Source organism: Streptococcus sp. AS20 (genome assembly GCF_000524255.1).
Taxonomy (GTDB): domain Bacteria; phylum Bacillota; class Bacilli; order Lactobacillales; family Streptococcaceae; genus Streptococcus; species Streptococcus constellatus.
In genome coordinates this window covers 53315-78946 of record NZ_JANS01000012.1, presented here as the reverse complement: position 1 = coordinate 78946, position 25632 = coordinate 53315, and the positions used below count along the sequence as shown (strand labels likewise).

Sequence of the window (25632 nt, the reverse complement as noted above, 5' to 3'; positions counted from 1 at the left end):
TTAACTGATTATGATTGTTCATATCAAATAGGGGAATGTTTTTGATATAATTATTTTGAAAAACATTAAGGAGCTTAATATGAAGAAGCCTATAAATAATAATTGGGGAGAAAAAATTTCTGAAGTCTCTAAACAAATCAAAGAATTTAAAATAACTTCTTTTTATATGTTAAGTACAGACTTATATAAAATTAATAATAAAAAATTAACACAAATTATTACTAAAAAATTTAAAAATCATCCAGCCACAATAATGGTTTTAATAGGTACCAAAGATGGTCAACTTATTGCTAAAAAAAATGAATTTTGGAATATTCCCTCTGAGATACATCATTTGAAAGAAGCGATTGATGAAAAGACTAATGACTATCTTGACTTATACTTTATTAAACTTGAGAAGGAAAAGCAAAATTGGTTAAATAACGCAGAAGGTAATCAATTTATTAAATTTATCTTCACTCCTCTTATAGAATTTGGTAAAAAGAGCGAAATATACCTCTACTTTGTAACACTTACCGTATATCAAAATGGGGCAATAGTAATTGATTTATTTGAAGATTTGAGAGATTCTTTTTATAACATCGATTTTCTACACCCGTATACCAAAATGATAGCCAAACTCTTTCCTGATTTTAAAAATAAAAATAAAGCATACTCTTTGAACTCTTCTCAACAGTTAGATGATATTTTAAATTATATAAAAAAAGAATTATCTTCAATAAACGGAGGAATTCAATTAAGCGAACGTTTTTTTACACTCCACTTCATTACCAATATGAAAGATATGAATAAATTAGAATTCTTTAAAAAAGACAAATTGTATACTTGGATGATTAATGCTCCATATACTTCGCATGCTCTATCCTCTATGAATAAATCAAAATATTACATAGCAGACTATTTTGATTTAGAATACATTAACTACATAAACAAAGGCGCTAATTATATCATTTGGAATAACAATGATTCTAATAATTTTGAGTTCAATTTTCTACAACAAGCTAGTTTCTTTTTGGCTTCTGCTACCCCGTTTTTTCAATTAGTTTGCCTTGAAGAAACTATTATGGACGGACTTGAAAAATTCCACCTCTCAAACGAAAAACATCTTATTAATTTTAATGAATGGGCTCACAATTATAAAAAATCATATATTTTTATGTACCGACTTAATTATAGACCTATTTTTGAACTTTTTAATCATCTTAAAGAGCACTCTGATTTCACTCACGATGAATATGTAGAAAAAGTAAAGCAAGAGGAATATGACTTAATTAAAGAAAAATATCAATTTAATGAATTACGAAATACTAAACTTATGGAAGCAATACTTTTTATTATTGCTTCCGTATCTGTTCTTCAAGTAATAAATATCTTTACTAATAACATTGAGATTTTATTGATAAGTTTAGCTAGTCTTATTGTTATTTCTATTTTTATAATCATATCAAGAAATCTAAAATAGCTGAATTTTAACTGATTATAATAATTTTGTTGATAACAGATTTAACACTTTTCAACAACTCCTTAACAGCGGAATGCTCCATTTTTTTCTCCTCATTCCTCATTCTCTCCACCAATACAGCATTCTTCATGCTCATCTAAACTTTCATCTGCTTGAATGGTGACTTTTTTAATTCCATATATTTTAAGATGTTGGCGAATAAGCTGTTGAGTTTCTGCTTGTTGTTCGGGATGTTTCATGCAAATATGAATCATCGCAAATTTTTCTAGTCCATCGGTTGTCCAAACATTTAACTGAGTTATTGCTTGGATATTCTCAATTGTTTGAATTTCTGCATAAAGATCGTTCAAATTCACATCACTCGGTACGTGATCAAGAAAGATTTGAACATTTTCCCAAAACTTTGGTAGTGCTTTACTTAAGATAAAGGTCGAAATGATGAGCGAAAGCAACGGATCAAGAAAATACCAGTTTGTAAAACGAAGAATAAAGGATACGAAAATAACAGCCAACCAACCTAAAATATCTTCTAGGAAATGCAGACTAAGAATAGATTCATTGTGTGTACGTCCATGACTAACCACTCTGCTAGCTGCAAAGTTGATCACAATTGCAAAAATGCCTAAGACAAGCATACCGTCGTAGTTCACCCGTTCAGGTGCAAATAATTTAGGAACATTTTCAACCAGAATAAGAATAGAACCCACTATTAAAATGGTAGAGGTCAACATGGCTCCCAGTAAACTATACCGTTTATAGCCTAATGTATAGTTTCTATCACCTCGTCTATTGGAAATTCTTTCAAAAAATGCTGATAAGCCAATCGCTAAGGCATCACCCGTATCATGCACCGCATCTGCTAGCACAGCACTAGAATTAAAAAGAACACCAAAGGTAAATTCAATAATTGCAAAAGAAAAATTTAACAGAAATGCAATCCAGACATTTTTACTTGATTTCATGATCTTCTCCTTCTAATTGCACATTGAGATTTCATTTTATTTGTTGTATAATGTATTCAAAACAAAACACTTTGTTCACTTATATTATCTACTATTTTAATGGAGGAAACAAGAAACAAATCTAATGCTTCGTTTGATAGCGTACATTTAGGGAGATTTGTTCGGAAACGATGGATAGACGAGTTAAAAAATCACGCGCAGCCATTTATCAGGCTTTCATCACTCTTTTAAATCAAAAGAGTTATGAAGGCCTCACAGTCCAAGAAATCATCGACCTTGCAGATGTAGGTCGATCGACTTTCTATGCTCATTTTGAGACAAAAGAAGCACTACTTGAAGAAATGTGTCAAGATTTGTTCCAACATACATTTGTCGAACGATACCAAGCAAGTGAGCTTTTTGATGCAACAGCTCATATTTTTTACCATTTCAGGAAAAATCAAGATAAAATAGCCACTTTATTATTATCTAAAAATATCTATTTTATTAATCGTTTAAAATTAGAGCTAGAACACTATCTCTTTCCTCTCATTCGCGAAAAGCTATTGACACAAAAATCTAATTTACCAGAACCATTTTTAAAAAACTATGTCACAACAACTTTTATCGAAACAGTTACTTGGTGGCTAGGACAACGAAATAAAATTGAAGAAGCCACTATTACATCCTACTATCTGGAGCTCATGCACTAATATAGAGCTATAATTTCAGCTATTTCTATGGTATAATTTTCTAAGAACCCCTTAGGAGTATTTATGAAAAAACAACATTCTATCTTTTTATTACCAGGAATTATCATGGTGGGTGTCGCTTTGCGGACGCCTTTTACAACGCTTCCAACTGTTTTAACGAACATTGCTAGTGGGCTTCATGTTTCGGTGAGCTCACTTGGTCTTTTGACCAGTCTGCCCTTGATCATGTTCGCTCTCTGTTCTTCATTTTCAGCGCGTTTAGCAAGTAAAATTGGGCTAGAAAAACTGTTTGCTCTTGTCCTCGCCCTTCTTACAATCGGCTCTTTAATTCGGATTTTTAATCTACCACTCCTTTATATGGGAACCATTCTTATTGGAGCTTCCATTGCAGTGCTTAACGTATTACTTCCAAGCGTCATCCAAGCCAACCAACCGCATCGGATCGGGCTATTGACAACGATGTATATCACTTCTATGGGATTATCAACAGCTATCGCTTCCTCTATTGCTGTGCCCATAACAGAAGCCAGTTCATGGAAAGGGTTGGTACTTTGTCTGACAGCCATCTGTCTTTTAGCATTTTTAGTTTGGTTGCCAAATACTTCCTACAATCACTACTTAGTCAGCAAAGACAAATCAAGTCAAGGCAATACTATTTGGAAAAATAAAAAAGTCTGGGCTATTATCATTTTTGGCGGCTTGCAGTCACTACTCTTTTACACTTGCCTAACATGGTTGCCGACGATGGCCATACAAGCTGGCATTTCAAATGCTTCTGCTGGATTTTTAGCTTCTGTTTTTAATCTGATTAGTCTGCCATTTTCAATGACCATTCCCAGCTTGACAACTCGACTCTCTCCTCGTTATCGCCTCATCATGCTTGGTCTAATATCATCATCCGCTCTTATCGGCATTAGCATGTTACTGATACAGACAAATAATTTTATGTATTGGCTCATTATCAACATTCTAATTGGTACAGCCGTAAGTGCACTCTTCCCTTATCTTATGGTTACTTTTTCAATGAAAACTAGCAGTCCTGAGCAAACCGCACAGCTATCTGGATTAGCACAAACAGGCGGGTATGTCCTTGCCGCTTTTGGTCCAGCTCTCTTTGGTTACAGTGCAGATTTTTTCCGCTCTTGGATACCAGCTATTATCATTTTGCTTGCTCTTACAGTCATTATGATTATTGCGCTCTTTTATGTAGAAAAATCTGATAAAATTTTATAAAAAAACGAGAATGAAATTCGAAACTAGATTTCTATGAAATCACACGTTCGGCTTCATTCTCTTTTTTCTTTAACAAAGTTTGAGACATTCTTCTAAATCAATATCTTGCTCTAAATGCTCCGGTGTCCAAGGGATGAAAATATCTGGTATCATTCCTTTATCATTCATTCCTTGTCCTTTATCAACGGCAAGGCTCCGTGAAGTCGGAAATACAAATTCATAATCGCCAAAATCCACTGTGCAGCAATTAGAATAATCTAAAATTCCTAGAGTTGGTCTACCTATCACGGTAACTTTGTCAAATGCTTTCATCATCGAAACGAAATTATCCCCTGATGAACCACAGTAGACATCCGACAAAATAAACAATTTTTCTGGTTTTGCTTGTCCAGTCACATCTGGTAAAATCGCTTCATCTGATTGATCATAAAGTACATACCCCTTGTCTTTATTGACAGCCAATTCAGTTATAAACTGCTCCAGCATATTTCGAGTTTCAGGCGAAATATCTTCTTGCCTTAGCATTGCTTGAAAATCTTGTAAACGCAGTTCTACATTACGCTTAGTATATAAAATTTCCATACCATCATCAGAAAAAGTCACGTCCTTAAAACTTTTGCCATCAGAAAGTGCATATTGCAATAAAGGAAAATACAACGAATCCGATCCACCATGATTAACACGCACATCAACAATAACATTCTTTGCTGTGCTAATAGCCGAGCTACTTTCTTGGTATAAGTTTGCAATGGCTTCTTCATCAAAGAAATTTTCCATTTTCAAATATAGAGTTTCTTCTGATAATTGTTTATATTCAAAAGCAGGAGTGTGTGTAGTCAATTTTGTTTCCTGTACTGAAATTGTCTGCTCCTGCCCATTTCGCAGCAAGGTCACCGTATCAGATTTAGCCACAAAGTAGGCCCACTCCATATATTGGCGCTCTTCTGTCTCACTGACAAAATAATCACGATACACTTGATAAAATGCTGGAATTGTTTGATTATCTATCAAAATTATCTGGTCTGCAACGCGTAAGTCCGTATCAGGATTTGCATTCAGTACATATAGTCGATTCTCAAATTTTCTCAGCCGAAACCCTAGTGCCTGCCGACGTTTGGGATGAAAACTAACGTGACTAATGATTCCAAAACTTGCCAGATAACACCGCATTTGATAAAGAAAATCCTCATCCTTCATCTCGTTTGTGATTTGCCTGCGATACATGTCTGGATCTGCTCCTTTTAGATCCTTTTTGGTTGACGAATCCTGTTTCATCATCGCCACAACCTGTTCAAAAATTTCAATTTTCGTTATCAAGTGTTCTCCTCCATGTTTCTTCATCTGGTAATAACCCTATTTTTGCAATTTTTGACACATGACGATTACCAGCTACATAAAAGCAAAGTGGCTCTTCTCGCCAATGATCTGTACAGGTGACGCCGATTCGTGGACGTGAACTAATTTGCAAAGGAAGTGCATCGGCTGCCAGTTGCAAACGTGATTCTTGCAAATTCTTCCCATCAAAGGCTTTACTAATCCCTGCAAATTTGGTTAATTTCCCCGGACCATTAGCAAGTAATGTACCATCTGGTAATTCCAAGGCCCGAATCAAGACGGCTTCTGCTATATTTTCAGCCCTCGTCACTAAATTCAGCATCTGATGACCGTAAATCTGATAGACATACCAATGCCCTGCTGATAAATACATAGATTCATTTTTCGGACTGCGTTTACCATGCGCACTATGGCAAGCACTATCTTTTGCACCCAGATAAGCTTCCGTTTCAACAATTCTTCCTACGGGTTTTCCATCCAAACAAAGTTGCATGCCAAGCAAGGCTTTTGCTGTGGCAATTGTATCTACTCGCATCAGCTCTTGAAATTCTTTTGAAATCATGGTCTTATTATAACATGAATTTCACACAAAAAAGCAATCGTATTTGTCCAACTTTTGAAGGCCGTACAATCGATTGCTTTTTTCTTTAGGAGATTAGTATGAGAAAAGGTTTTTAGGATTATCTATAGTATAAGAAAGTTAACTTAAATTTGCCTTAAGGCTTTACAGTTGAATCTCATTACAAAAAAACTTATAAATCATTAAAAAAACTTGAAATAACTTATGTCCTATGTTAAAATGAAATCATAGGAGGAAGAGTATGTATCAAGAACAACGATTAAATAAAATATTAGAATTACTTGCAGAGAAAAGACAGCTTTCTGCAAAGGAAATGGTTGACTATTTTCACGTTTCTAAAGATACCATTCGCAGGGATTTTGCTATTTTAAATGAGCGTAAGCTCGTACAACGGACTCATGGCGGAATCCTTCCTTTAGAAAACAAACAACAAATTCTATCCTTCAATGATCGTAGCCAAAAATTTACCAAGGAAAAAAGAAAAATTGCTCAAAAAGCGTACGAATTGATTGAGGAAGAACAACTGCTTTATTTTGACGTCTCAACAATTATCTTGCAATTAGCTCAAGTGATGAATCAAAAAAACACTATTTATTCACATTCTTTGGACAATGCTATCATGATCAGCGGGCATGAACAAGTTGATTTTCATCTGTTGGGGGGTAAATTCTATCCCAAAAACCGCTTCTATTATTCCTTAAATGAAGCTGAATTATTAGAACATCTTCAATTCGATATTGCTTTCTTTGGAGCAGCAAGTTTGAAAAATGGACAAGTTAGCTATGAGGATGCTGAAGATGCCTATATTAAAAAACTAGTCATGCAACATAGCCAAACAAAAATATTGCTAGCCGAGCAGGAGAAATGGCAAAAAAATTCCAATTATATTTTAAGCGATATCAGTTCATTCGACTATTGGATTACAGACCAAAAGCCAACTACAGAAATCAAGACACTCCTACCTGACACTTTAAAAATCATCTACTAAATTTACGGAGGATACAATTATGAATAACCAAAGTATTCGTTTGATTGTCAGTGATATTGATGGAACCATCTTAAATGACCAACATCAGGTTGACAAAAATCTGAAAGAGCAAATTCCGCTTTTAAAGAAGAAAAACATTCCCTTTGTCTTGGCATCTGCTCGCTCTCCACTTGGTATGAAGCCAATCGCGCACGAACTAGGGCTTGGTGATAATCCCTTAGCTTGCTACAATGGTGCTCTCGTTATTAAAGGTAATCCGCAACATTATGAAACTATCATTGAACACCCTTTGGATAAAAAAGAAATTCGGACTTTCATTGAATTAATCAAGCAAGAATTTCCAACAGTTTCTATCAATCTATACTCTGGAAAGAACTGGCTAGCCGACCGTTTTGATAAGTGGATCCAGATTGAAGCTGACATCACTGGAGAAGTCCCCACAATTCAAAATCTACTCATTCTTGTCTTAGATGTACTTGTCCCAATCCACAAACTTCTCTTGATTGATGAACCTGCAATAATTCAGCGTCTCTACAATTATCTCCAAACTCTTGATTTTCCCAATACAGCTTTCTATCTTTCAAAAGATAATTATTTAGAGGTCACTGCTAAGAATGTCTCCAAAGAAAATGCCCTCCAAGAAATCGCTCAACACTATCAAATTCCGCTTCCTCAAGTCATGGCAATCGGAGATAATTTTAATGACCTTCCGATGATAAAGTTAGCTGGTTTTGGAGTCGCCATGGGAAACGCCCCTGAACCTGTGAAAGTTCAAGCCACCGCTATTACTCAAACCAATAATCAGCACGGTGTTGCCAAGGCCATTGAAGATTATATCTTGATTGGATGTAAATAAAATTGTCAAAGTGCTGGAACATAAACGTTCTGACATAATAAAACTACTGAGAAATCCTCTCTTTTTACAAGTCGTATCATCCCTTTCTCCCATTCTAAAAAGCTGAGAGAAATCTCAGCTTTTTATGATTATTTAAAATCCTTGGCATCGCCGTCATAATTTGCCCATTCTTTGCTAAAGAATCGATTATTTATCTGATAGTTAGGAGCTGGTTTTGGATTTGAAATAAAAGGATTCACAGCCTTATCAAACGCTAGCCAACCAAGCCATCCCATATGAATCGTATCCTGCATAAAGTAAGGTTTTCCGCCATCGTTTGAAAAGTCAGCAATATTCTTGAATCCTTGACTTTCCAGTTGATAACGAATTTTTTTCACAGCCTGTTGGTATTTTTCCTGACTCAATCCTGTATAAGCCGTCCATTTCGCATTAACGGGCGGAATCACAAAAATTGGATTGGTTTTTGACTTTGCGAACTGATTCAAGACAAGCTGCAAATCATTATACTCAGGAGATTTGGTATAAGAAAACCTTTTTTGCGTTCCTTTAAGTTTCTTTATGCGCTTTCGCAAGCGATGTTTATAAAACTTATTGTCAATTCCTAAGTCATTGTTTGTTGTATTCCTCTGAGCATCTCTTGTCGCAAATTTCTCTAGATCTGAGTAAGAAAATTTATCTGGCAATCGATTGACCTGAGGTTGTACTAATTTTTCATAATTCTCATTATGTTCGGAAAAAAGGGAGCTAAAAAGAGCGTCTTCGCGGTTATTCAAGCGGCTTATAAGGCGAATGTACTGTTTATCGAAATTTGACAGTTTCTGATTATCAGCGACTTTTTTTACATTATCTTTCATAGCTACTGTCGGATACAGTTGCAAGAGACGCTTCGCCGCATATTGAGCAGCAATGTCTCCTTCTTGTTGGTGCAAGAAACTAGTTAATTGATCACTATTAAAATATTGTTGAAAAGCTGCAGGGCTGTAACCTTTTTTTGTAAACCATTGAGGAGAAATCACATAAACAGCTGTTTTATTTTCTATTTGGGGGAGCATTTGTTGCATCCCAAAATATTGTGTGAGAGATGCCGCTCCACGTTGTCCCAAAAAATATGGACGATAATTCCGCTTGTATTTTTCAGACAAAACAGCAGGGTGCATACTATCAAATCGCAACCATTCACTTGACCCAAAGTAAGGAACAAAACGATGCTTTTTATCTGTTAAAGCACGTACTTTTTGTGTTCTTCCTTTGAAACTTCCTGCTGTCAAGGTAACGGCTGAACGTTTTTCTGATTGATAATCATGCTGCTGCTTAGTTGGATAGAAAAATAGTAAGGTTACAACCATCAAAAAGGCACAGATAACCGGACCTAAAATAAGCCATAAACGTTTAAGCATTACGAAGCTCCGTTACACCTTCAATAATTTTATTAGCTGTATTCCAATCGTCGCGACCAAATTCTGATACTGGAACATGAATATCAAAGTGATTTTCTAATTCAACAATCAATTCAACTGTTCCCATACTATCCAGAACGCCTGCATCAAACAAATCTTCATCCATCATGTCTGATACATCTTCCATAAACAATTCATCAATAATTTCCAATACTTCTGCTTTTATATCCATTAGAGAACTCCTTTTTATTTTTTAAACCATAAATCATTCAAAAATCCTGAAAAGATTAAGAATGAAAACATTACAACATTAAAGGTGATAAACATTCCCGCTACTTGCGTCCATTTGTTATCTGACAAGGGAGGTAAATTCTTCTTTTTCCGCTCTTTATTGATAATCTTCTTCTTTCGCACCCAAGCATCATTGATAACGAGTCCTAGACCATGAAAGAGTCCATAAGCAATATAATACCAAGTGACTCCGTGCCAAAAGCCCATGACTAGCATATTGATGATATAAGCTACACTTGAAGTGGTATTCCGATTTTTAAAAACTTTGTTTCGGATAAGTACTGTAACCAGACGCATAAAGACAAAGTCACGGAACCAAAATGATAAACTCATATGCCAACGATTCCAAAATTCTTTCAAATCATGCGAAATAAAAGGCTTATTAAAGTTAATCGGACTTTTAATTCCCATTAGATTGGAAATAGCAAGGGCAAACATCGAATAGCCTGCAAAGTCAAAGAACAAATCCAGTCCAAAGATATACATTACTCCTAGCGTTGGTAGATTAAACCAACCACCCATTTGTAATGCATACTGCTTCAAAGGCGGTAATATCATAGAGCCGAAGATATGTGCTAAAATAAACTTATATAAGAAACCTAGCATGATATAATGCACTGATTTCTCAAGCATATCCAACAATTCATCACGCTCAGGGATCTTTTCATAGTCTTGATTAAAACGTTTGAAGCGATCAATCGGTCCACTTGAAAAAGTTGGCATAAAGAGCATGAAACGTAAAAATTCCCATAAACTAAAGTCTTTGAGCACACCATCTCGAAGCTCAATCATCATTCCTACTGAACGGAAAGTTAAGTAGGAAATTCCTAAAAAGCCCAATAGTGATTGATGACCATAAATAGCTGGCGTTACCTTTACAAAGAAAAGCGGCAGAACAGAGAGTGCAACATGTAAATAGAATATCCACTTACTATCTCTTGTTTTTCGATAAATTTTATAAGTCCAAACCCAAAGCATTTGCCAAAGAACATAAAACAGTAGAGCATAGATTTGCGTTAATTTAGGTCCAATTAACATAAAAATGATGAAAGCTAAACTAACTAAGGCCTCATAAATGGGAAATCTCTTTTTGAAGAACAAACCAACAAAGATAGGCAAAACAGCTAAAATGATATACACAAAATATTGTGGATCCCCGTACGGTTCCAAATGAGGAATCTGTCTTATGAAATCCATCATCGATTGTTAACCTCACTAATCAAACCTTTAATATCAATCTTCCCATTCGGTGTTAGTGGTAAAGATTCACGATAAAGGAATTTTGAAGGCATCATATAAGACATCATAATATCTTGTAAGTCGTCCTTGATAGCTTTTGTGATGTCGATCTCACGCTCAAATTGTTCTTTCGCTCCGTCTTTCAAGATAACATAGGCTAAAAGATTTTGTACTTTATGATCTTTGTTATATCGCGGTACAGCCACAGCCGAGTCGACATATTTGGATTTGTTCAGATTTTGTGAGACATCTTCCAGCTCAATGCGGAAACCATTAAACTTAATTTGGAAGTCCATGCGACCACCGTAAAGAAGTAAACCTTCGTCAGTCATGGTACCGACATCTCCTGTATGATAGGCTGGTAGCCCTTCAAATTCAAAGAATGCTTCAGCTGTTTTTTCTGGATTGTTCATATAGCCTTTTGACACAGCGGGTCCAGAAACGATAATTTCGCCTTGCTCACCGTTTGGTAACTTGTTTCCATCTTCATCAATAACAAAGGTTGGTGAATCTAGTTTGGTATAACCAATCGGCAAGCGTTTCATATTTGCTAGCATATCATCTGTTATGGCAACGGCAGATAAAGCCACCGTTGCTTCTGTCGGACCGTAAGCATTGATAATACGCGCATTTGGGAAACGGTCACGCAATTTTTGTGCTGTTTTAACCGTCAATTCTTCCCCGTCAAAGTAGAAATGCGTAATGCTTGGCATTTTTTCAGCGTTGAAATCTTCCGATAACATCGCCATATCTGCAAAAGACGGTGTTGATGTCCAAATGGCAATCGGCAAATTCAAGATAGTTTCAAATAGCTGCTTGAAATCTTGCGTAATGGCAGATGGAACCGCAAAAAGTGTGCCTCCAAGTGCTAAGGTTGGCGCCCAATACATAACCGATAAATCAAAAGAATACGGTGGCTGTGCCAGCATTTGTGGCTGCTCTGGAGTCGCAAATTCCTTATCTGTAATCATCCAGTTAGTGAAACTGAGCAAATTATCGTGCGAGATTTGCACACCCTTTGGCTTTCCAGTCGTTCCTGAAGTGAAGATGATATAGTAATTATCATCCCCTTTAACAGAATGTGTAAGCTGGTAAGGCTTTTTTTCTGCAAAAGCTGCTTGAACTGTTGCTAAATCAAGAATTAGTATCGATTTATCTTTCAGTGGAAATTCATTGATTGCAATGATGAGACTAGGTTGTGCCACTTCCACAATTGCTGTCACACGTTCAAGGGCAGAATGACTATCAATCGGGATATAGGCATGACCTGACTTCGTTAAGGCTACAAAAGTCGCCAACATGTCGTATTCTTGCCCACCAAAAACTACTACTGGTGATTTCTCAGGAAGCGCAAGGCTATCAATCTTTGCAGCAAGGGAATCTGAGTCCACTTTCAAATCATGATAAGTATGAACTTCTCCGAGGACATTGTAAACTGGAAAATTTGGTTGAGACTGAGCAAAATACTCAATCGTTTCAATCATATCATTAATTACTGAATTGGTCACAATCTGCTCCTAAAATTCATTGTAGATAAAACCACCTTGACCTTGGCCAAGATAATTAAAGAAATAAAGCAAGGCTAAAAATATCACAAAATAAAGTAGCGTTTGCCCAAAAAATTTAAAAATTATTTTATGTTTTTTCATTATACTCATCACTTTTGTCTTACCTCTAAGATAGACTTAGTATATTTTACCATTTTCTAGCGCAATTTTTCAATACAAAACATTCTTTAATTAATGAATTAAGCTAGAATTAAGGTTTATTTACAACAAACCTAGAGAAATCACAGATGTGCTGTCTCAAAAAACTAGAAAAGAAAATGGTTTTAGACTTACATTTTAAAAATATATAAAAATTTTATATATTTTCTTGACTTTGAAAGTGAAAAGCACTATACTATGTATAGAAAAATTATATATAAAAATATTATACATAGGAGGTGACTCATGTATTTTCCAACATCTTCTACCCTGATTGAATTTCTCATTCTAGCGATTTTGGAAAGTGAAGATTCCTATGGCTATGAGATTAGCCAAACGATTAAATTGATTGCCAATATCAAGGAATCAACCTTATATCCTATTTTAAAAAAGTTAGAAAAGAAGCGTTACTTAACAACTTATTCTCAAGAATATCAAGGTCGAAAACGAAAATATTACTCTCTTACTCCAAATGGACGGGAGCAACTAAGTACCCTTAAGGAGGAGTGGAAAGTGTATACAGCGACAGTCAACGGTATTATAGAAGGGAGCGTTCGTCATGACAAGAACTGATTATTTAGCCGCATTAGAGAAATACTTAAAAACATTACCTGAGGCAGACTATAAAGAAGCGATGGATTATTTTACGGAATACTTTGAAGACGCTGGATCTGAAAATGAAGCACTAGTTATTAAAGAGTTAGGAGATCCTAGAGACGCAGCAGAAGAGATTATTCGCTCGCTTTCAGTACATTCGACAGAAGAGATAAATTCTGATAATCCAGCAAAACAACCATCTCCGAATATTCATCCTTCACAATATGCTAGCGACACTTATATCTTTGAAGATTACTCAACCGTCTCTGAATTGCATATTGATGTGAGTACTAAAGATATTCAAATTGAGCCTTCACCTGATGCTTTCTTTCATATCAAATACTACAACGGAAAGAGCAGCAACCAGTTAAGCTCGATTGTTCGTGACAAGAAATGGTACATTACAGAAAAAGGAGCAGCAAACTCTAGTGGTTTGAACTGGATTATTCATGTCATGAAAAATGGTTTGGATCACCATCCTATTTGCATTCAAATCCCAAGTGGAACCCCTCTTCAAGTCTTCTCTTTGCAATCTTCTTCAGGTGATGTTGCTATCTCTCGTCTTCAAACACAAAAGGGAGATATTGAACTTGCAAGTGGCGATCTGTCCATGCGGCATTGTCAATTACAACAGACCGATGTGACCCTTACTAGTGGCGATATCCATCTGGCACATGCCAAATTAACAGATTGTAAAATTACTCTTGTATCAGGTGATCTCGACACGCATTCTTTAGAAATTGCTGGTAAAACCTCTATTCAAACAACAAGCGGAGATGTTACGCTTCATTTGTTGCACCATGATTTTAGCTATGATATTGAAACAGTACATGGAGATATTTCTATTTCTGATCAGCTCCAGCCAAGCCACCAAATTGTTGGCAACACAATCCATCATAAAGTATCAACTTCTACAGATTCTCTTGCTATCCAAGCTGTCAGCGGAGACATCAATCTTTATTAGAGGTTTAGCATGAAACAGATTGATTGGTTATTCTTTGATGTTGGCTCAACTTTGGTAAATGAAGAAAAAGCCTATCAAGATCGGATTAAACAGGCTCTTGCTGATACTAATATTTCTTATGCAGCATTTTATCAAACTATGATCCACTATTTTATGGAAAATAAAAAAGGCGATGTAGAAGCTCTGAAATATTATGGCTTGAGATGTCCGTCTTGGAAGTCTGATTTAGAAACGCTATATCCTGGCTGCAAACATGTGCTGAAAACTCTTCACTCACACTACAAGATTGGTATTATTGCCAACCAGTTACCGAACTTGCAAGCAAGATTGAGAACATTTGGTATTGATTCTTGGATCGATCTGGTGATTTCCTCTGCCGATGTTGGCTTGGCAAAACCCGATTTCGCTATTTTTGAGTTAACTTTCCAACAAGCGAACTGTTTGGCTGAACACGCTGTGATGATTGGCGATCGTTTGGACAATGATATTCTTCCGGCTAAACAACTTGGAATGCAAACCATTTGGATCCGACAGGGATTTAGCCACTTGAACCACATAACGAATCCAGCAGAAGCACCAGATTGGACTGTTGATAATTTGACAGAGATTCTAGAGATTTTAGGCTGAGCATGCAAAAAACTAGAGTTGTTTTGCTCTAGTTTTTTAACGTTATCAACTTTGTTATATCATAAATTTTCCTTCAAAAATAGACTTGTTTTTTGCTATTGTGCTATATTGAAGGCCAAGGAAGGGGAATTGTTTAAGCAGTTCCTTAGTGTTATTCTTAAATTGTATGATTGGTTTTATTGTGAAAGTCAAACGAAAGAGGTTGGGTTCCCCTAGCCTCTTTTTATGCTATTTCCGACCTCTGCCCATCCCATTTTCATTTTGAGTAGTTAGGCTAGCTGTTGCAGTCGTGGATTGTCCATTGACTGTAATGGTGTAGCTTTTGCCGTCTTTAATAGCAGCTGAACTCGCCAGAACAGATTGGAAATTCTTAGCAGCGGTGTAGCTGAGGATTTCTTTTCCTGACGAATCAGAAATCGTCACCTTAGCACCAGCATTCCCAGATACATTCGTAAGGATAGAGGCCTGTTCAGAGTTTGATCCAAAGCCCATTGCCATGCCATTGCTACCGACCATTACAACGGTGCCACCAGTAATGGTTCCATTGCCATCATAGTCAAGAGCGCCATTGCCACCATTTGTGGGACCGTCCACATAGACTTCCCCACCTGAAAGAGTTAAATCCCCGTTAGAATCCAAACCGTCACCTTGTGCATTAATCTTTATCTTACCACCAGTAATTGTCAGGCTGACACCAGCAGTAGCTTGTCCCGGAGTCTTTTCACTACTGCTACCGTCTGCGACATTGATTCCATCGTCATTAGCTGTCAAGTCTAAATCCCCACCATTAATGGTCACAGTCTTGCCTTCAAGTGCTTCCTCACTCTTTTCTACCTTAATCGTACCACCGTCAACAAGAGCAATATTAGAAGCATGAATACCATCATCTCCAGCGTGAATGGTTATCTTGCCAGAATGGATATAGAAATTCCCTAGAGACGTATCTTTATCATTGTCTGCATGAATTGCATCATAAGTAGCAGTCAAATTCATTGTTGTGGCTTTGATATTGATTGCGTCATTAGCTGAAAGGGCGTTTTTATAACCTTTAATCGTATAAGTTCCGCCTGAAATACGTAAATCATCATTAGACTCAATAGCATTCCCATAATTGCCTTCTACCGTCAAACTGCCAGAACCATTGAAAGTGAGATCATCTTTACTGTAAATTGCAGCATCATACTTTGTATTCTTGTGATGGGCAGAATCCGAAATCGTATTCTTACTACCTTTTGCAAGGGTGATAAAAGTCTTATCTGCATTTTCTACGACAATTGCAGCATCTGTTCCAGTCATCCTGACACTATTCAGAACTAGCTGAACCTTATCTTTTTTCTTAACTTTCACAATGATTTGAACGTTTTCACTTGAACCAGACAAGATATATGTCCCAGCTTTAGTAATTGTCACCGTAGATCCCGACACTTCTGCACCAGAACTAGAAGCCTTAGCAGATGAACCGCTCAGACTAATCTTAGTTGCTTTTGATTCATCATAAGAAGCATCTTGGTCACGCTTGGTAAAATAATTGGACAGTTTAACGGTCGTTACCTTACTGGTGCTAGAGGAATTAGTACTGGTTGAACTACCGTTTTTCGCACCACATGCTCCCAAAGCAACTGTCAATAGGACAAGCAGAATCAAACGTTTGAACTGTTTTCGTTTTGAGGTTGATTTTCTCATGGCTGTCCTCCTTTTATAGTTCATTTTCTTTTGTGACATAGCGGCTAATGGCAATCTCTAAATTCCCATTTCGCGTCCGCAGAGCGTCCACTAATTCTTTCTCTGTCATCGTACCATTTAATTGGACAATATACTTAATCTTGAACAAACTTCCCATATCAGACGTTTTGACATTTGCCAGTTCAACATAGTTGGTCGCCTTTTGAAAGATGTCATCAAAGACAGTTTCATAATCCAAACTTTCTGGAATGACAACAGTCACTTGACGCATAGAATGCTTCATCTGCCCAAAATTCACCGTTTCCAGCAACAACATAACCACCGACATAAAGATTGTAAAGACGCTAGCAAAAATAAGATAGCCCATGCCGACAGCAATCCCAATCGTCATAGCAAGGAAAATTGCGAGCAATTCCTTAGCACCACCCGGTGCTGAACGAAAGCGAATCAAGCTGAAAGCTCCCATGACTGCAACTCCTGCCCCTAAGCTGCCATTTACTAAAAAAATGACAATTGCAATCAAAGTCGGCAGCATAACCAAAGTCATCATAAAGGACTTGCTGTAAACGGTTTTGTACTGATAAACCTTGGCTAATATCAGTCCCAGCACGAGGCCGACACCAATCGCACCAAACATACTGGCTGGATTGATTGTTGTTCCTGTAAAAACGTCATTAAATAACTGATCGAACATGTCTGATTACTCCTTTATAGTCTGTTGTTTTCTCATAGGCGACTCCATATTTTGAGAAAGATTTTGGAAAAACGTGGTAGCAGTCCAAAATTTCTGCCAGCCAGAGTGGATACGCCCCAGGTACCTTAATTTCCATGATAACATGGTTATCAGGTAGCAGGTTCTTGCCATCTTTTCCTGCTAACAAACTTAATTTTTTCGTTCGATAAGCGACATCATCATCAATGGTGATCCGCACATTTAAATCTTCCAAACCTTTTAAAGAGTAGCGGTTGTAGTAAATATACATCATGGGCTGCACACCTCCATACCGCTTGCAGAGCCATTCGATTTCTTTCTTAATCTGCGAATCCTCAAGCTGGCATTCCCCCGCGAGGTATCGCTCTGCTGTCAACAACTCAGTCGCAATCCGGCGCTTGTACACAACCTTACGCACTTTTTTCTTGATTTCCAAAAAAACTTGGCTATCAGCCTGAGGGCTAGCGTCATAAGTCCGCACGCGCAATTTTTCCTTGAAATAAGGCTTCTCCAAAGACTCCCGAATCATCTGATAGGTCGGCGTGTCATAGTAGAGATTGCCAATCGTAGAATAGGCATGCTCGTCTTCTGCCATATACGCTTCAAACTCCTTTAGCAAATCTGCCAACGTTTCCTTTGAGATGACATACTTGGTTTCTATCCGTTGAAATTTATCTTTAAATGTTTTTTTAGCCATGAGATTGCTCTCCTTTGTCGTTCTTTATCTACGTAGTTTACGGGCAAATCCTTAAAAGAAAGCTAAAGAAAACTTAAAGAAAACAAAACACCCCCATTTTCTGGAGGTGTTTAATAGATGTCTGTAGAATGAAATAGAAAATAGAAGTTGTAACATCTTATTCTTCACTCTTCTCTGCTTTTTCTCTTTTGATAAGAAAAGTACAAATAACGAGAATATCTGCTATCAGCAAAATCCAGTACCACACGGTATCACCGCTTATTGGACCAGAAGAGAAAGTACGTAAAAAATAAAACATCATATACAAGGAAATATCATCATAAAATTCCCAGTTAAAATGATAGCTACCTACTGGATAAGATCGCTTATGAGAACACTCTGGCACAAAGATCTGTAAGAGCAAAAATATTCCCAGTACAGTAAAATAAATCACATTGAATACGTCCCATTTCGCATAAGGATCGACCGAGGAAAAGAATATCATCATGCTCAACAGATAAAACCGCCACCGAAACCAAAATTCGTTATTAAAATGAAATCTTATCATCCCATCACACTTTCTAATCCTCTGCTCTTCCTCTTCTTCGTCTTTATCCTACCGCTCTGACAGAAAACCTTCAAGTAAGATGAAGGAGAAATGTTAGTTGATTTCTGCTACTTTTCCTGCTTCTGCTTTAGGCTCTTTGCCCTTGCGACGGGCAAGGATATCCGCATAGTGTTTGCGGCTGTTATTGAGTACGGAAAGGAAGGTCGCATAAAAGCTATCGTCTTTGACTTGGTGCAAAATCACCACATAGTCCGCCAACTGTTGGTAAGGCGTCGCCACTTCTTTGCGCAATCGCTTGACATCATAGCTCACTTTTTGCAATTTCTCTTGGGAACGAGAGGCAAAGAGTTGTTCAAAAGCTGAGTGGCTTTCGGTCAGATTTTCAACGAATTTCCCAAGCGCTAAAGTCCCCACTTGCTCCTTATATGGGGCTGTCTTTAGCTTGTCCAGCAAGCTGACAACGAGGGCAGTTTCTTCCTCGTAATGCTTCTGATGAGCGTCTTTGTATTGGTCAAACAAGCGTTTCAAGCTGGCATAAGCTGCCTTTTCCTCTTCCCGCTTGGCTGCCCGATAAGGTTTCAGCGCATCGCGAAGAGCTTGCAAATCAGCGTCGCGCAATTCGTCAGCCGCACTAATCGAAGCTGACTTTTCACTCGCCCGAATCTGACCGAGAGAGGCTTGATAAGCAGGCAAAGCTGCCTTTATCTTCTTGACGAGAGCGGTAATGACATCCTCATTTTTAAAGTCGAGCGCTTCTTTCTCCACATCATATAAAAAACGAGTGATAAACTGCGTGAATTCCGCATGACGGAGATTACTAATTTTAAGTCCAATGAGCTTTTCTTGCTTCATAAATTCCTTCTTTCCTTTTTTACTTGTCACTTAAAGCGACCGTTTCAATGACTTCTCCTTTTTCCGTCAGCGCGGCGGATAACCTCAACTACTTTTCGTTCACTTCGTCCGCCGGGCGGACGGAGTGAACGACAATCAGTTTGCCTTGTCAGCTCCGCGGACGAAATAAAATTGTCTCGCCTCACCTCATTAGCCAACGAAATCCAGAAAAATCATCTCATTTAGTATAACATGAATGGGAAATTTTCTGAAAAAGAGGAGTGTTTTTTGAAAAAGTTCAATATTTCATTATTATATTAAACCATTCTGGTAAAGTCGTCTGCTCTTCATTCAAGACTTCAAAACCATTGTCTTTTTTTAAATAAATCAGCGTAGGTACACCAGTCACATTATATTTTTCCATAGCTTTCTTTATTTGAGAATTCTTATGAGAATCTTCTGTATTTAAGTAATAAATTTTAAAAGGCGTATGATACAAGTCTGATGTTTCTTTCAAGACCGGAAGAAATTCTCTACAAAACGGGCACGTCTCACGACCAAAATAGAGCAAATTTCCCTTTGTTAATTTATTGTTTAAAACATTTTCTGCATTCGTCTCTTGAAAGCTCTTTACAATTTCTTTGTATAATTTTGTCAATTTTAAATCGTGTTCTACCTCATTTTCACTTGTTGAAACCTGAGAAACACTTGAAACTGTAGAGCTTTCAGAAGCTTGTGATGAAGAGGTGCATGCAGAGAGGAAAAAGAGAGTTGTGCAAATAATAATGAAGTATAGACTCATGCGAATACATTTCATAAAAATTCTCCTTAATCTTTTGGGATTTTTTTTATTATTGTCGTTAAAAGCAGAATTATATATGCTCCCAAAAATAGAATATCACCTATCACATCATCATGTGAGAAATATAAAAAGTACAGTATCAATACAATTGTATAAAAATAGAAATGATATTTCTTATAAAAGTATTTGTCAAAAGAATATTTTTTCTTCATTATTTTCACTCCTTTTTTAACACAGAAATAATAAGTCTATTTCGCTATGCTTTTAAGCATTGATATACTACTGGTCCATACGCCATAAGCAGAGAATACCATGTGGTTGAAAAGCTAAATACACCAAGCCCTAAAGCCCATAAACAATCTCTTTGCGCTGGTGTAAGAGTAGCCGAAGCACTCCCATCTTTCAAACAATATCTTTTGTAAGTATAGCTATTCTTGTTCATATCTCCACATACACCTCGATCCCGGAAAGGAACTACTTCTTCATATTTCATACTATTCGCATAAATAACAGAAGTTGAGGACGGTATAACTGTTGCACCGATCATAAAAGCTGCTGCAATCGTAAGGAAAATTTTATATAATTTTTTCATAGTATATACCTTTTTCTTTATAAAGACAAATTCTTTTAAAAAAACAATACTAATTACATCAACACTTATAGTACATTGGTTTCACTCCTCCCTTTCTTTAAATTGTAGCACTATATACCAAATGGTGGCCACCATGGAAATGTACCAATTATTGCAGTAATAAAAGATAGTATTGAGAAAAATCTAAATTTTTTCATATATTTTCATCTCCTTGTCTTTATTTATCCTTATGATATAATATTATGAAAAGGCATTCACAAAATGCCCACTATTTTCACATTTCATATTTAACACAAGGAGTCGCCTATGCATTGGGATATTGGCACAGTTTACAAGACGATTCGAAAAGCAAAGGGAATCACCCAGCAAGAGATTTGCGGGGATTGGATTTCGCGCTCCAATCTTTCCAAGTTTGAAAGCAACCAATCCGTTCCCAGCTATGAAACTATGGAATTTCTTCTCAATCAAATTGACATGAGCTTTGGCGAGTTTGAGTATATTTGCAATCACTACAAACCTCAGACAAGACAAATGATTATCAATCAAATGTCCAATCATTTATCTACTTCAGATAGTACAGAATTGATTAAAATTGCTCAGCTTTGTAAAGAACACTTAAAAAAAGTTGAACATGATCTTCCTATCCAGCACATACTAGAGACCTTAAATATTATCATAGAAATCCGAAAAAATAGTTTTAGTGACCACTCTAGAGAATTGGCTGAAGCCATGTGGTCTGATCTTAAAAGGCGTGATATTTGGTACAAAAACGACTTTAATATGCTAGATGTGATTCTCTTTATTTTTCCTATTGAGACGCTTCAGGATATTACAGAAAAAATCTTAATTAACCTTGAAAAATACAAGGATTACAAAAGCATCAAAAATGCCCAAGTTTCCTTGCTGCTCAACCTTTCTACTATCTATCTCTGTAATCAATTATTAGATGACTGCGAACACATCTCCGCTATCGCCTTAGACTTAGCCAAACAACTCAAGCGCTATGATTTTCTCGGCTTTGCTCAAGTCCGTCTTGGAATCTGTCAAGCAAATGATGAACTAATACGGAAAGGGCTTAGTCTGTTGGAATTAACCGAAGAAACAAAATTGTTAGAAGATTTACAAGAAGAAGTCAAACAGCATCGTACTTCCCATTTCTCTCATGTTTCACGTGGAACTTCAGCACCTTAAAGGAGACAGAGAAGCAAATGACTTACAACGGATTTGTATTTTTTGATATTGACGGTACCTTGGTTGATAGCCAAGGAAAAGTCCCAACAGACAACAAAACAGCCATTGCTCAACTACGAGCCAATGGCTTTCTGCCTATTATCTGTACGGGACGCGGTCGCGGAGAAATGGGGACAGTTCTGGAAGACGCTGGGATTCATTCCGCTATCTTGCTAAATGGCATGGAAATCCTCCATGAAAAGCAATTCCTGTTTGAAGGACGAATTGCACAAAACAGCATTCTCAAGCTCCTGCAACTGGCAAAAAAAAATGAGCATGACCTCGGTTTTTATTCGCAAGGAGAAATGCGTGTGACGGCGCTCAGTCTGACCGTTCAGCGGAATTTCCGCTATTTTCATCAAGACCTGCCCCAAGTCGGTCCGACCATTTATCAAAATCAGCCTTGTCAGATGTTGCTCATTTTTAGTGAGGAGCCCGAAAAAGACACCCAGTATCAGACAAAAATCCCTGAACTGCACTTTTTCCGTAACAGCCCCTACTCGATAGACATCACGCCGCACGGTTGTAACAAAGGCTCTGGGATTCAGCACCTGCTGACCTTGCTGGCAGACGAAGCACCGACTTACGCATTCGGAGACGGGCTCAATGACCTATCAATGTTTGAAAGAGTGGATTATTCAATTGCAATGGGCAATAGCCAAGCAACCGTCAAGGAAGCAGCCACTTTCATCACGCGCTCTAATGAGGAAAATGGCATTCCACACGCCCTTGCTCACTTTGGTTTAATTTAAAAAGAAGCTCCTGTATTCGAGATACAAGAGCTTTTAGATTAGACTAATTCTTTTTTATTCGGATTGTAGACCAAGAAACCAAGACCGACAAAGAGCAGCAGAACAACTGTCATGAAGGCAACTTGTCCACCGACTTGCCCTGTTATCGAAATTGTTTGACGCAAAGCCGAAACAGAGTAACTCATTGGCAACCAAGGATTGATATTTTGGAAAATCTTATCCGTCAATGGAAGTGGGTAAGTCCCTGCACTAGAGGCTAGTTGCAACAATAACAAAATCAAGGAAGTGAAAGCACCAAGCTTAGTGTCCCACGTTACCAGAGCCGTCACCACCGCCATGAAGCACATGCTCGTTAAAAGAATGATTCCAAGCGTCGCCCATTCATGATTGGCAGTCAAGCCAATCATGTGCACTGCACCATACACCAATAAACCTGCCAAGAGAGAAATAACGCCATTGACCTGAATACGTGCTTTCAGCCATTCCATACGTGTCTCAGGTTTCTTACCAGAAGGCAACGTGTTAAAAATGATATTGGTTGAAATCGCTGCTACAAAAAGTGCCACAGAAATCATATATGGAGCCATACCAATACCATTTTTACCAACATGGTCTTTATCTATTTTCTTCGTTGTCAATGGATTTGCGAGAGCTTTAGCATTGGCTTTATTGGTTGTCACCATAGATAATTGATTTTTGGCATCTGTCAAACCTGCTGTCAAGGTGTCCACACCCGACACAAGCCTTCCCAAATTAGACGTCATCATTGAACTACCATCCGCCAGCTTCGTAGAACCATCTGCTATTTTACCAGCACCATCAGACAACTTACCTACTCCTGACACTAGTGCCGCAGAATTGCTAACTAATTGATTGGCTCCGTCTGCCAATTTTGCCAAGCCTGCGTCAATTTGACCATTATTACCAGCTAATTGATTGGCTCCAGAAGCAACCTTTGCCATTCCAGATGTCAATTGACTGTTTTTACTAGCTAAAACCTTAGAACCTGAACTAATTTTCGCCATGCTAGATGTTAGTTGCTCGTTATGACTAGATAAGGTGTTAGCTCCTGCCATAATTTGAGCCACTCCATTTGTATAGTCTGTCACACCTTTCACCAATCGACCAGCACCCGTTGCCAAGCTCGTTTGCAATTGGTCAACTCCTGCTGCCACTTGACTAGCACCCGTAGTCGATTGTTGTAATGCCGCAAGAATGCTTTCTTGAGATTGTTGTGCACTCGTTTGGAGACTTGAAAGAGCACCTTTGGCTTGTTCGATGACAGCGATGCTTTGTTGGTTAGAAGATTGATCTGGCAAATTTTCCACTTGCGCCTTGAGCGCTTGAATCGTTGTCAACATCTTTGTCACGGCTGTAGAAGTTTGGCTTGGAGCTTGTGAAATAGCGGTATTGATTTCTGCTTGTTCACTAGCACTTAATTTTTGATAAGCAGCTGTAGCAGCTACGTTATTTGTAATCGTAGCCTTATCTGTCGCAACACTATTGACAAGCATATTTGCAGTTGTTTCCATATCATTCAAAACAGTTGTCATGCTCGCTTTAGCAGCTGACAAGTCTGAACCTGTTGACAAAGCAGTTTGAACAGCAGTTAAACCTGTTTGCAAAGCTTGTAGTTTTTGAACTTGCTCAGCTGTCATACCAGATTGTTTAACAGTCGCCATCAAAGTGTTCAGACCCGTAGCTAGTTGATGCGCACCGCTTGATAATTTTTGAATTTCCTCATTAGAAGCAGTTAATTGATTGACTCCTGCCAATAAATTTTTTGATTGATCATTTAATTGATTGGCACCACCTGCAAGATTTGCCACGCCATTAGTATAGTCGCTTAAGCCATCTGAAAATTGTTCTGAACCGTCCGCTAACTGACCAACAGCATTTGTATAGTCTGTCAACCCTTTTGATAATGTTGTTGAGCCAGAAGCTAATTGACCGACACCTGATGTATAAGCTGAAAGGCGTGTTGACAAGGTACCAATCTCGTCTGACAACTGACGCACACCAAGAGTATACGTTCCCAAACCTGTCGTTAATGTATTAGCACCATCCGCAAACGTCATACTAGAACTAGATAAAGTCTGTAAATTATCTGTCAAGGTTTGACTACCCTCTTTCAATTGTTGACCACCAGAAGCGAGTTGACCACTACCAGAAGCAGCTGTTGTCATACCTTTTCTCAATTTATTCATACTCTTAAAAAGAGAAGTCATATACGTATTGGTCACATTGTTTGCGACAGTTTGTTGAAGTCGCGTCATAGCCGAATCACTCATCTTACTAGCAATAAAGCTATGTCCACTAGACGTTTGATAATCAATCTGCATTTTTTGTGGCTTATTATCCAGAATACTAGCTGCCTTTTGGGATAAATCACTTGGAAGCGTGATAATCATATAATAATCACCCTTCTCCAAACCTTTCTTTGCCTTTGCTTCAGATACAAAATGAAAATCTAAAGCATCATTCTTTTTAAGGCTTTTCACCATATCATCCCCAACAGACAACGTGTTACTGTTAAATCTTGCATGTTGATCCTTATTCACCACTGCTACTGGCAATTCCGATACTTTTCCATAAGGATTCCACATTGAGCTCAAAAAAATAACATTATAAAGAGCCGGAATCAAGGAAACACCAATCATGACAATAATGAAGAGTGGTTTTTTAAAAATTGCTTTCCATTCGTTGAACATTTTTTCTCCTCTATCTTAGACACTCTGTATAAAAATTTTAATTTTTGAAATATTTTTATACACATTGTCTAAATATTTGATATAATAGATTATACAGTTTCTGAAATTTTTCACAAGAGAAAAAATTCATTTTTATACATGTTGTA

The 25632-nt window shown here is 37.4% G+C and carries 25 protein-coding genes; 10 read left to right on the top strand and 15 right to left on the bottom strand.

Annotated elements, in window-relative coordinates:
- The first annotated feature begins 79 nt into the window (after positions 1-79).
- The gene (locus tag HMPREF1514_RS07150; protein WP_037598338.1) at positions 80-1462 is read left to right on the top strand and encodes a hypothetical protein; all 1383 of its coding nucleotides are present in this window, start codon (positions 80-82) and stop codon (positions 1460-1462) included.
- Positions 1463-1554: 92 nt separating this feature from the next.
- On the opposite strand, the gene HMPREF1514_RS07145 is transcribed toward HMPREF1514_RS07150, so the two are convergent.
- On the bottom strand, positions 1555-2424 hold the full coding sequence (locus tag HMPREF1514_RS07145) for a cation diffusion facilitator family transporter (protein WP_006269331.1): 870 nt from the start codon (positions 2422-2424) through the stop codon (positions 1555-1557).
- Positions 2425-2594: 170 nt separating this feature from the next.
- Here HMPREF1514_RS07145 and HMPREF1514_RS07140 point away from each other — a divergent pair, with 170 nt between their 5' ends.
- Entirely contained in the window at positions 2595-3116 is a 522-nt protein-coding gene (locus tag HMPREF1514_RS07140; RefSeq protein ID WP_037598336.1) for a TetR/AcrR family transcriptional regulator, read from the top strand.
- 63 nt (positions 3117-3179) lie between these two features.
- A complete protein-coding gene (locus HMPREF1514_RS07135; protein ID WP_037598334.1) occupies positions 3180-4349 on the top strand; it encodes a CynX/NimT family MFS transporter in 1170 nt (389 codons plus the stop codon).
- 69 nt (positions 4350-4418) lie between these two features.
- Here HMPREF1514_RS07135 and HMPREF1514_RS07130 read toward each other — a convergent pair whose 3' ends face one another.
- Both HMPREF1514_RS07130 and HMPREF1514_RS07125 read right to left on the bottom strand, forming a co-directional pair.
- Positions 4419-5663 carry a S41 family peptidase gene (locus HMPREF1514_RS07130; RefSeq protein WP_037598488.1) on the bottom strand — a complete coding sequence of 415 codons (1245 nt, stop codon included), beginning with the start codon at positions 5661-5663 and terminating at the stop codon, positions 4419-4421.
- On the bottom strand, positions 5650-6246 hold the full coding sequence (locus tag HMPREF1514_RS07125) for a DNA-3-methyladenine glycosylase (protein WP_037598331.1): 597 nt from the start codon (positions 6244-6246) through the stop codon (positions 5650-5652). The genes HMPREF1514_RS07130 and HMPREF1514_RS07125 overlap by 14 nt, the downstream gene beginning before the upstream one ends.
- 259 nt (positions 6247-6505) lie before the next feature.
- Between HMPREF1514_RS07125 and HMPREF1514_RS07120 the strand changes: the two genes are divergently transcribed.
- Together HMPREF1514_RS07120 and HMPREF1514_RS07115 are read left to right on the top strand one after the other, a co-directional pair.
- Positions 6506-7252, top strand: a complete 747-nt coding sequence (locus tag HMPREF1514_RS07120; protein ID WP_037598328.1) for a DeoR/GlpR family DNA-binding transcription regulator — start codon at positions 6506-6508, stop codon at positions 7250-7252.
- A gap of 19 nt (positions 7253-7271) precedes the next feature.
- A complete protein-coding gene (locus tag HMPREF1514_RS07115) occupies positions 7272-8108 on the top strand; it encodes a Cof-type HAD-IIB family hydrolase (RefSeq protein ID WP_037598325.1) in 837 nt (278 codons plus the stop codon).
- Between the two features lie 128 nt (positions 8109-8236).
- On the opposite strand, the gene dltD is transcribed toward HMPREF1514_RS07115, so the two are convergent.
- Genes dltD through HMPREF1514_RS07090 form a run of 5 tightly spaced genes read right to left on the bottom strand, consistent with a single transcriptional unit; the run spans position 8237 to position 12684 of the window.
- A complete protein-coding gene (gene dltD / locus HMPREF1514_RS07110; protein ID WP_037598321.1) occupies positions 8237-9505 on the bottom strand; it encodes a D-alanyl-lipoteichoic acid biosynthesis protein DltD in 1269 nt (422 codons plus the stop codon).
- Complete coding sequence (gene dltC / locus HMPREF1514_RS07105; RefSeq protein ID WP_003071566.1) at positions 9498-9737, bottom strand: D-alanine--poly(phosphoribitol) ligase subunit DltC; 240 nt, start codon at positions 9735-9737, stop codon at positions 9498-9500. The genes dltD and dltC overlap by 8 nt, the downstream gene beginning before the upstream one ends.
- Positions 9738-9751: 14 nt before the next feature.
- Positions 9752-10996: a D-alanyl-lipoteichoic acid biosynthesis protein DltB gene (gene dltB, locus HMPREF1514_RS07100; protein WP_003071567.1), complete on the bottom strand. Its 1245-nt coding sequence runs from the start codon at positions 10994-10996 to the stop codon at positions 9752-9754.
- Complete coding sequence (dltA, locus tag HMPREF1514_RS07095; protein ID WP_443030965.1) at positions 10993-12519, bottom strand: D-alanine--poly(phosphoribitol) ligase subunit DltA; 1527 nt, start codon at positions 12517-12519, stop codon at positions 10993-10995. Before dltA ends, dltB begins: the two co-directional genes overlap by 4 nt.
- A gap of 33 nt (positions 12520-12552) precedes the next feature.
- Positions 12553-12684, bottom strand: a complete 132-nt coding sequence (locus HMPREF1514_RS07090; RefSeq protein ID WP_003026731.1) for a teichoic acid D-Ala incorporation-associated protein DltX — start codon at positions 12682-12684, stop codon at positions 12553-12555.
- 303 nt (positions 12685-12987) lie between these two features.
- Between HMPREF1514_RS07090 and HMPREF1514_RS07085 the strand changes: the two genes are divergently transcribed.
- Genes HMPREF1514_RS07085 through HMPREF1514_RS07075 form a run of 3 tightly spaced genes read left to right on the top strand, consistent with a single transcriptional unit; the run spans position 12988 to position 14929 of the window.
- Positions 12988-13314, top strand: a complete 327-nt coding sequence (locus tag HMPREF1514_RS07085; protein WP_037598317.1) for a PadR family transcriptional regulator — start codon at positions 12988-12990, stop codon at positions 13312-13314.
- Positions 13301-14302, top strand: coding sequence for a DUF4097 family beta strand repeat-containing protein (locus HMPREF1514_RS07080; RefSeq protein WP_037598315.1), 1002 nt, complete (start codon positions 13301-13303; stop codon positions 14300-14302). The genes HMPREF1514_RS07085 and HMPREF1514_RS07080 overlap by 14 nt, the downstream gene beginning before the upstream one ends.
- A gap of 9 nt (positions 14303-14311) precedes the next feature.
- Positions 14312-14929 (top strand): HAD family hydrolase, encoded by a 618-nt coding sequence (locus tag HMPREF1514_RS07075; protein WP_037598314.1) that lies wholly within the window; start codon positions 14312-14314, stop codon positions 14927-14929.
- Between the two features lie 228 nt (positions 14930-15157).
- On the opposite strand, the gene HMPREF1514_RS07070 is transcribed toward HMPREF1514_RS07075, so the two are convergent.
- From HMPREF1514_RS07070 to HMPREF1514_RS07035, 6 genes are all read right to left on the bottom strand, one after another.
- Positions 15158-16612 carry a carbohydrate-binding domain-containing protein gene (locus HMPREF1514_RS07070; RefSeq protein WP_037598312.1) on the bottom strand — a complete coding sequence of 485 codons (1455 nt, stop codon included), beginning with the start codon at positions 16610-16612 and terminating at the stop codon, positions 15158-15160.
- A gap of 13 nt (positions 16613-16625) precedes the next feature.
- Positions 16626-17306, bottom strand: coding sequence for a DUF4956 domain-containing protein (locus HMPREF1514_RS07065; RefSeq protein ID WP_037598310.1), 681 nt, complete (start codon positions 17304-17306; stop codon positions 16626-16628).
- Positions 17287-18021 (bottom strand): polyphosphate polymerase domain-containing protein, encoded by a 735-nt coding sequence (locus HMPREF1514_RS07060; protein ID WP_037598306.1) that lies wholly within the window; start codon positions 18019-18021, stop codon positions 17287-17289. Before HMPREF1514_RS07060 ends, HMPREF1514_RS07065 begins: the two co-directional genes overlap by 20 nt.
- Positions 18022-18661: 640 nt before the next feature.
- Positions 18662-19420 carry a DUF6261 family protein gene (locus HMPREF1514_RS07050; protein ID WP_037598487.1) on the bottom strand — a complete coding sequence of 253 codons (759 nt, stop codon included), beginning with the start codon at positions 19418-19420 and terminating at the stop codon, positions 18662-18664.
- 277 nt (positions 19421-19697) lie between these two features.
- Positions 19698-20216 carry a thioredoxin family protein gene (locus tag HMPREF1514_RS07045; RefSeq protein WP_006270343.1) on the bottom strand — a complete coding sequence of 173 codons (519 nt, stop codon included), beginning with the start codon at positions 20214-20216 and terminating at the stop codon, positions 19698-19700.
- Positions 20217-20457: 241 nt separating this feature from the next.
- Positions 20458-20793: a hypothetical protein gene (locus HMPREF1514_RS07035; protein WP_003071588.1), complete on the bottom strand. Its 336-nt coding sequence runs from the start codon at positions 20791-20793 to the stop codon at positions 20458-20460.
- A 306-nt stretch (positions 20794-21099) separates the two neighbouring features.
- Here HMPREF1514_RS07035 and HMPREF1514_RS07030 point away from each other — a divergent pair, with 306 nt between their 5' ends.
- Both HMPREF1514_RS07030 and HMPREF1514_RS07025 read left to right on the top strand, forming a co-directional pair.
- Entirely contained in the window at positions 21100-21984 is an 885-nt protein-coding gene (locus tag HMPREF1514_RS07030) for a helix-turn-helix domain-containing protein (protein WP_037598301.1), read from the top strand.
- Between the two features lie 17 nt (positions 21985-22001).
- Positions 22002-22775, top strand: coding sequence for a Cof-type HAD-IIB family hydrolase (locus tag HMPREF1514_RS07025; protein WP_037598298.1), 774 nt, complete (start codon positions 22002-22004; stop codon positions 22773-22775).
- Positions 22776-22813: 38 nt separating this feature from the next.
- Here the strand turns inward: HMPREF1514_RS07025 and HMPREF1514_RS07020 are convergent, their stop codons facing one another.
- Entirely contained in the window at positions 22814-25486 is a 2673-nt protein-coding gene (locus HMPREF1514_RS07020; RefSeq protein WP_037598294.1) for a YhgE/Pip domain-containing protein, read from the bottom strand.
- Between the last annotated feature and the right edge of the window lie 146 nt (positions 25487-25632).